The organism is Escherichia sp. MOD1-EC7003 (assembly GCF_002965065.1).
Taxonomy (GTDB): Bacteria; Pseudomonadota; Gammaproteobacteria; order Enterobacterales; family Enterobacteriaceae; genus Escherichia.
Window position 1 is genome coordinate 1 of the sequence record NZ_PTRE01000302.1, and the last position, 360, is coordinate 360.

Here is a 360-nt window from a genome sequence, read left to right on the forward strand (position 1 = left end):
CCGTCTGAACAATGTGGAGCCAGAAAAGTGGCTGCGCTACGTCATTGAACATATCCAGGACTGGCCGGCAAACCGGGTACGCGATCTGTTGCCCTGGAAAGTTGATCTGAGCTCTCAGTAAATATCAATACGGTTCTGACGAGCCGCTTACCTGAAAAATAACAATGGGAAGGTGGTGTTCAACTCCGGGTTCCTGCTGCTGGCCGATCACTATGGCTTCCTGCCACGGGCCTGCCGTCCACGAAGGGCCAGAACCAAAGGTAAGGTTGAACGGATGGTGAAATACCTCAAGGAAAACTTCTTCGTCCGGTACCGCCGGTTCGACAGCTTCGCCCATGTTAACCAGCTACTGGAGCAGTG

1 protein-coding gene and 1 pseudogene are annotated in these 360 nt (G+C 53.3%); both read left to right on the forward strand.

Going from position 1 to position 360, the window contains the following annotated elements; translation table 11 throughout:
- The coding region (locus tag A7090_RS25485) for an IS66 family transposase (protein ID WP_001521491.1) at positions 1 to 121 on the forward strand (121 nt) is incomplete at its 5' end.
- Positions 122 to 139: 18 nt separating this feature from the next.
- Positions 140 to 360, forward strand: a pseudogene (locus A7090_RS25490) (IS21 family transposase); the annotation flags it as partial.